Here is a 6,577-nt window from a genome sequence, read left to right on the forward strand (position 1 = left end):
GGGCGGTGCGAGGCCCCCGGCCCGCGCGTGTCATGCGGTGAGGGCCTCCCCGGTGGCGGGAAGCACGCCGGGCCGCGGACCGAACACGATCCGGCGCGGCCCGGGGACCGGGGCCGGGTGCTCCGGCGGGAGGACGGCCGTCTCGGCCGCACGGGCCAGACGGGCGCGGTCGGGGTGGCTGCCCGGGGCGATCGGCCGCGCCACGCGGACCTCGGCGGTCAGTCCGCGGGTGCTCGCCACGCGCCACACGGAGGCGAGCAGGGTGTCGTCGCCGACGAAGGCGGCCGCGGTGGCGGTCTCGCCGTCGGCGCGGCGGTAGTCGAGACGGACGGGCTGGACGGGCACGCCGGCGTCCAGCGCGGCCTGGAAGGCGGCGCGGCGGAAGCGGCCCCGGGCGCGACCGCACCAGGTGCTGCCCTCGGGGAACACGGCGACGGCGTCGCCGGACCGCAGCGCCGCGGCGATCCGGGCCACCGTCGCGGGCAGCGCCCGGACCCGGTCGCGGTCGATGAACAGGGCGCCGCCGCGGGCGGTGAGCCGGCCCGCGACCGGCCAGGCGCGGATCTCCGACTTGGCGAGCATCCGGGCGGGGCGTACGGCGGCGATGAGCGGGATGTCCAGCCAGGAGACGTGGTTGGCGACGAGCAGCAGTCCGCCGTCGGGTGCGGCGGCGCCGTCGATCCGCGGGCGCACGCCGCAGGCCCGGACGACCCAGCGGCACCAGAGGCGTACCGCCCCGGCGGGCAGGTGCCGCCCGAGCAGTCCGGCGGCCAGGTGGGCCAGGCATCCGGCGAGGAGCAGGAACAGCACGGCGGCGAAGCGCAGGGCGGCCAGGGCCGGGAGCCGGGTGGGGCCGCCCGCGCCGGTGCAGGTGCGGGGCGCGCAGGGGGCGCTGGGCCGCCACAGGGTTCCGGCGTCGGGGGCGTGGCGGGTGGGCGCGGCGGCCGGTTCCGGGGAGCCGGCGAGCACGGGGACGCTCATGGCCGTCGTGTCCGTCACGCCGGGGCGAGGGAGAGGAAGTGCCGCAGATAGCGCGGGTCGACCCGGCGCATCGACAGCAGGACGTACAGGTCGGCGACGCCGAACTCCGGGTCGTGCGCGGGTTCGCCGCACACCCGGGCGCCGAGGCGGAGGTAGCCGCGCAGCAGGGCCGGCAGCTCGGTCCGGCCGGCCGGGGCGGGGGCCTGCGGGTGCCAGGGGCGCAGCGGCCGTACCCGGTGTTCCGGCGGGGCCAGGTGCCGGGCGCGGACCCGCTCCCAGGTGGCGGCGGCCAGGGCGCCGCCGTCGGCGAGCGGGACGGAGCAGCAGCCGGCCAGCCACTCGTGGCCGCGGTCGACCATGTAGCGGGCGATGCCGGCCCAGATGAGGCCGATGACGGCGCCGTCGCGGTGGTCGGGGTGCACGCAGGAGCGGCCGACCTCGACCAGGTCCGGGCGCAGGGCGGCGATGCCGGAGAGGTCGAACTCGCCCTCGGAGTACAGGCCGCCGGCGGCCGCGGCGCGCTCGGGGGGCAGCAGCCGGTAGGTGCCGACGACCTGTCCGGACGTCTCCTCCCGGACGAGCAGGTGGTCGCAGTGGGCGTCGAAGGCGTCGATGTCGTGGCCCGGCTGCGGCGTGGTCAGCAGGGCGCCCATCTCGCCGGCGAAGACGTCGTGGCGCAGCCGCTGTGCGGCGCGTACGTCCTCCTCGTCGCGGGCGAGCGAGACGGTGTAGCGGGTGGGGGCGGCGGGCTGCGGGGGGCGGTCGGCGGTCAGTGCTGCGGGCATGGCGTGCTCCTGGTCACGGGCCGGGACGGCGGGCGGAGGGGCGGGCGGCGTTGCGTGCCGCCCCTGTTCTTCCTAGGCCGGTTGGCGTGTACGTGACGTATGCCGGGAGAACGCATGTGCGGATGCTGAACGGCGCGAACCGGTACCGGGGGTCCACGTTCCGGTGCCCGTCCGGTCAGCCGCGGGCTCCGGTGCCGTTCACCGGGCGTGTGCCCGGGGCCGGGATCCGCAGAAGGCGAGACGGGGCCGGGGAGCACCTCCCGGCCCCGCCCGTCCGCACCGCTGGGCGAACGTGTGTGCCCCGACGGCCTCCGGTCCCCGGGGGGACCCGAGCGGCCGTCCTCAACGGGGTGGGTGCGGTGAGCGCTTCACCTTCCGCGTGGCGCGCAGCCATTCCTTGTTCATGCTGGTGATGGACATGAGGGGGATGCCCTTGGGGCAGGCGGTGGCGCACTCGCCCGCGAGGGTGCAGCCGCCGAAGCCCTCGTCGTCCATCGCGGCCACCATGTCCAGCACCCGCGTCTCGCGCTCGGGCGCGCCCTGGGGCAGCACGTTGAGATGGTTGATCTTGGCGGAGGTGAACAGCATCGCGGCCCCGTTGGGGCAGGCCGCCACGCACGCCCCGCAGCCGATGCACTCGGCGTGCTCGAAGGCGAAGTCGGCGTCCGGCTTGGGGACGGGCGTGGCGTGCGCCTCGGGGGCGGCGCCGGTCGGCGCGGTGACGTAGCCGCCGGCCTGGATGACGCGTTCGAACGCGGACCGGTCCACGACCAGGTCCTTGACCACCGGGAAGGCGGACGCCCGCCACGGCTCGACGTCGATGGTGTCGCCGTCGCGGAAGGACCGCATGTGCAGCTGGCAGGTGGTGGTGCGCTCCGGGCCGTGCGCGTCGCCGTTGATGACGAGCGAGCAGGCGCCGCAGATGCCCTCGCGGCAGTCGTGGTCGAAGGCGACGGGGTCCTCGCCCCGGAGGATGAGCTCCTCGTTGAGGGTGTCGAGCATCTCCAGGAAGGACATGTCGGAGGAGATCCCGTCCACCTGGTAGGTGGACATGGCGCCTTCGGCGTCGGCGTTCTTCTGCCGCCAGACGCGCAGGGTGAGCTTCATGCGTAGCTCCGCTGGGTGGGGTGGACGTACTCGAAGACGAGGTCTTCCTTGTGCAGCACGGGAGCGGCGCCCGTGTCGGTGAACTCCCAGGCCGCGGCGTAGGCGAACGCGTCGTCCCTGCGGGCGGCCTCGCCGTCCGGGGTCTGCGACTCCTCGCGGAAGTGTCCGCCGCAGGACTCCTCGCGGTGCAGCGCGTCCAGGCACATCAGTTCGGCGAGTTCCAGGTAGTCGACGATGCGGTTGGCCTTCTCCAGCGACTGGTTGAACTCCTCGCCGCTGCCGGGGACCTTGATCCGCCGCCAGAACTCCTCGCGGATCTGCGGGATGCGCTCCAGGGCCTTGCGCAGACCGCTGTCGGTACGGGCCATGCCGCAGAACTCCCACATCAGTTCGCCGAGTTCGCGGTGGAAGGAGTCGGGGGTGCGGTCACCGTCGACGGCGAGCAGGAGGTGGAGGCGGTCCTGGGTCTCGGCCAGCACCTCCTGGACGTTCGGGTGTTCGTCGGTGACCGTCTCGTGGCGGGGGTTGCGGGCGAGGTAGTCGTTGATGGTGGCGGGCAGCACGAAGTAGCCGTCGGCCAGTCCCTGCATGAGGGCGGAGGCGCCGAGCCGGTTGGCGCCGTGGTCGGAGAAGTTGGCCTCGCCGATGGCGAACAGGCCGGGCACGGTGGTCTGGAGGTCGTAGTCGACCCACAGTCCGCCCATCGTGTAGTGGACGGCCGGATAGATGCGCATGGGCACCTCGTACGGATCCTCGTCGGTGATCCGCTGGTACATGTCGAAGAGGTTGCCGTACCTGGCCTCGACGGCGTCGCGGCCCATCCGCCGCACGGCGTCGGCGAAGTCGAGGTACACGCCCTGTCCGCCGGGGCCCACGCCCCTGCCCTCGTCGCAGACGTTCTTCGCGGCGCGGGAGGCGATGTCGCGGGGCACCAGGTTGCCGAAGGAGGGGTAGATGCGCTCCAGGTAGTAGTCGCGCTCGTCCTCGGGGATGCGGTGCGCGGGGCGGTCGTCGCCCTTGGCCTTCGGCACCCAGATCCGGCCGTCGTTGCGCAGCGACTCGCTCATCAGGGTCAGCTTGGACTGGTGGTCGCCGGTGCGCGGGACGCAGGTGGGGTGGATCTGGGTGAAGCAGGGGTTGGCGAACCAGGCACCGCGCCGGTGGGCCCGCCAGACCGCGGTGGCGTTGGAGTTCATGGCGTTCGTCGACAGGTAGAAGACGTTGCCGTAGCCGCCGCTGGCGAGGACGACGGCGTCCGCGTAGTACGTGTCGATCCGCCCGGTGATCAGGTCGCGGGCCACGATGCCGCGGGCGCGGCCGTCGACGACGATCAGGTCCAGCATCTCGGTACGGGGGTGCATCTCGACGTTGCCCGCGGCGATCTGACGGCTGAGGGCCTGGTAGGCGCCGAGCAGCAGTTGCTGGCCGGTCTGGCCGCGGGCGTAGAAGGTCCGCGAGACCTGGACCCCGCCGAAGGAGCGGGTGTCGAGCAGGCCGCCGTACTCGCGGGCGAAGGGGACGCCCTGCGCGACGCACTGGTCGATGATCTCGACGGAGATCTGGGCGAGCCGGTGGACGTTGGACTCGCGGGCGCGGAAGTCGCCGCCCTTGACGGTGTCGTAGAATAGCCGGTGGACGGAGTCGCCGTCGTTGCGGTAGTTCTTCGCCGCGTTGATGCCGCCCTGTGCGGCGATGGAGTGGGCGCGGCGCGGGGAGTCCTGGTAGCAGAACTGGACGACGTGGTAGCCCTGTTCGGCGAGGGTGGCGCCGGCGGAGCCGCCGGCCAGGCCGGTGCCCACCACGATCACCGTGTGCTTGCGCCGGTTGGCGGGGTTGACGAGCTTCGCCTCGAAGCGGCGGGTGTCCCAGCGCTCGGCCACGGGCCCGGCGGGGGCCTTGGTGTCGGCGACGGGCGCGCCGGTCGGGTAGTTCAGGTATGCGGCGCTCATGTCAGCCCACCACTCCGGTCATCACGCCCACGGGGACGGCGAGGAAGCCGACCGTGAGCAGCAGTGCGAGAACGTTGGCGACGCCCTTGAGGGCGCGGTCGCGGGTGCGGCTGCCGGCGCCGAGGGTCTGGGCGGCGCTCCAGAAGCCGTGCCGCACATGCAGGCCGAGGGCGAGCATCGCGACGATGTAGATCACGTTGCCGTACCAGGTGGAGAAGGTGTCCACGATGTTCTCGTACGGGCGTCCCGCCTGGAATCCGCCGGGGTGCACGGTGCCCGTGGTCAGGTCCAGGATGTGCCAGACGATGAAGAGGCCGAGGATGACACCGCCCCAGCGCATGGTGCGGGTCGCGTAGGAGGCGCGGGCCTTCTTGTGGACGTACTTGTCCGGGCGGGCCCGCAGGTCGCGGCGGCTGAGCTGGTAGGCGGAGACGGCGTGGGCGACGACCGCCACGACCAGCACCACCCGGACCAGCCACAGGGCCCACTCCTCGTGCAGGAAGGGGGCGCCGACGGTGCGCAGCCAGCGCGCGTACTCGTTGAAGGTGTCCGCGCCGAAGAAGATCTTCAGGTTGCCGGCCATGTGGACGATCAGGTACAGCAGCATGGTCAGTCCGCTGACCGCCATGACGGTCTTCTTGCCGACGGTGGAGTCCCACACCGCGCGTGCCATGGACGGCCGTCGTTCCGTCCGCGTTGCCAGAGCCATGACCCTGACGCTAGGGCCGAAGGGCCCCATCGGTCCAAGACATGGCGCGGCTCGTTCCGATAGGCACTGGCTATGCTGGCCGGATGCAGTTCCAGCAGCTCCAGTACTTCGTCACGGTCGCCGAGACCCGGCACTTCACGCGCGCCGCCGATCTGGTGCATGTCGCGCAGCCCTCCTTGTCGCAGCAGATCAGGGCGCTGGAGCGGGAGTTGGGCGCGGACCTGTTCCTGCGGGCGCGCGGCAACATCACGCTGACCGACGCCGGGGAGGCGCTGCTGCCGCTGGCCCGGCGCATCCTCGCCGACGCCGACACCGCCCGGCACGAGGTGCTGGAACTGGCGCAGCTGCGCCGGGGGCGGGTCCGGCTGGGCGCCACCCCGAGCCTGTGCACGGGCCTGCTGCCGGACGTCCTGCGGGCCTTCCACGACCGCTATCCGGGCATCCGGCTGCTCGTCGAGGAGAGCGGCTCGCACGACCTGGTGCGGGAGCTGGCGCGCGGCGCGCTGGACCTGGCCCTGGTGGTGCTGCCGCTGCCGACCCCCTCTCCCGCGCTGACCACGGTGGACCTGCTGCGCGAGGACCTGGTGGTGGTCTCCTCGCCGGAGTCCCCCCGGCCGGGCGGGGGGCGCCGCACCGTGCGGATCGCCGATCTGGAGGGCGAGCGCCTGGTGATGTTCCGGCACGGCTACGACCTGCGGGAGCTGACCGTGGCCGCGTGCCGTGCCGAGGGCTTCGAGCCGGACTTCGCGGTGGAGGGCGGGGAGATGGACGCGGTGCTCGGGTTCGTGCGGGCGGGGCTGGGCCTGGCCGTCGTGCCGCGCATGGTGGCGGCCCGCTCGGGCCGGGGGCTGCGGGTGACCCCGCTGGCCCGGCCCGGTCTGCACCGGACGATCGCGCTGGCCCACCGCAGCGACGTGGCGCCGCCGCGGGCCGCGCGCGAGCTGCAGCGGATACTGCTGGAGCGCTGAGCCCCGCGCACACGGGCCGGCGGGGCGGGGCGGAAGGCAGGCGCCGGGCGGGGCAGCCGGGCAGGCGCCGGCCATGGA

General features: G+C 73.6%; 6 protein-coding genes. 1 reads left to right on the forward strand and 5 read right to left on the reverse strand.

Going from position 1 to position 6,577, the window contains the following annotated elements; genetic code table 11:
- Window positions 1–30: 30 nt before the first annotated feature.
- The 5 genes from SZN_RS34350 to SZN_RS34370 all read right to left on the reverse strand — a co-directional run bounded on the left by SZN_RS34350 (window position 31) and on the right by SZN_RS34370 (window position 5,495).
- The gene (locus SZN_RS34350) at window positions 31–981 is read right to left on the reverse strand and encodes a lysophospholipid acyltransferase family protein (protein WP_007504320.1); all 951 of its coding nucleotides are present in this window, start codon (window positions 979–981) and stop codon (window positions 31–33) included.
- 14 nt (window positions 982–995) lie between these two features.
- A complete protein-coding gene (locus SZN_RS34355) occupies window positions 996–1,766 on the reverse strand; it encodes a GNAT family N-acetyltransferase (protein WP_007504322.1) in 771 nt (256 codons plus the stop codon).
- 342 nt (window positions 1,767–2,108) lie between these two features.
- On the reverse strand, window positions 2,109–2,873 hold the full coding sequence (locus SZN_RS34360; protein ID WP_007504325.1) for a succinate dehydrogenase/fumarate reductase iron-sulfur subunit: 765 nt from the start codon (window positions 2,871–2,873) through the stop codon (window positions 2,109–2,111).
- On the reverse strand, window positions 2,870–4,822 hold the full coding sequence (locus tag SZN_RS34365; RefSeq protein WP_007504328.1) for a fumarate reductase/succinate dehydrogenase flavoprotein subunit: 1,953 nt from the start codon (window positions 4,820–4,822) through the stop codon (window positions 2,870–2,872). The genes SZN_RS34360 and SZN_RS34365 overlap by 4 nt, the downstream gene beginning before the upstream one ends.
- 1 nt (window position 4,823) lies before the next feature.
- Window positions 4,824–5,495, reverse strand: coding sequence for a succinate dehydrogenase (locus SZN_RS34370; RefSeq protein WP_007504330.1), 672 nt, complete (start codon window positions 5,493–5,495; stop codon window positions 4,824–4,826).
- A gap of 119 nt (window positions 5,496–5,614) precedes the next feature.
- On the opposite strand from SZN_RS34370, the gene SZN_RS34375 reads away from it, so the two are divergent.
- Window positions 5,615–6,499, forward strand: a complete 885-nt coding sequence (locus SZN_RS34375; RefSeq protein WP_007504332.1) for a LysR family transcriptional regulator — start codon at window positions 5,615–5,617, stop codon at window positions 6,497–6,499.
- Window positions 6,500–6,577: the final 78 nt, after the last annotated feature.

Origin of the sequence: Streptomyces zinciresistens K42 (assembly GCF_000225525.1) — a bacterium.
Lineage (GTDB): Bacteria > Actinomycetota > Actinomycetes > Streptomycetales > Streptomycetaceae > Streptomyces > Streptomyces zinciresistens.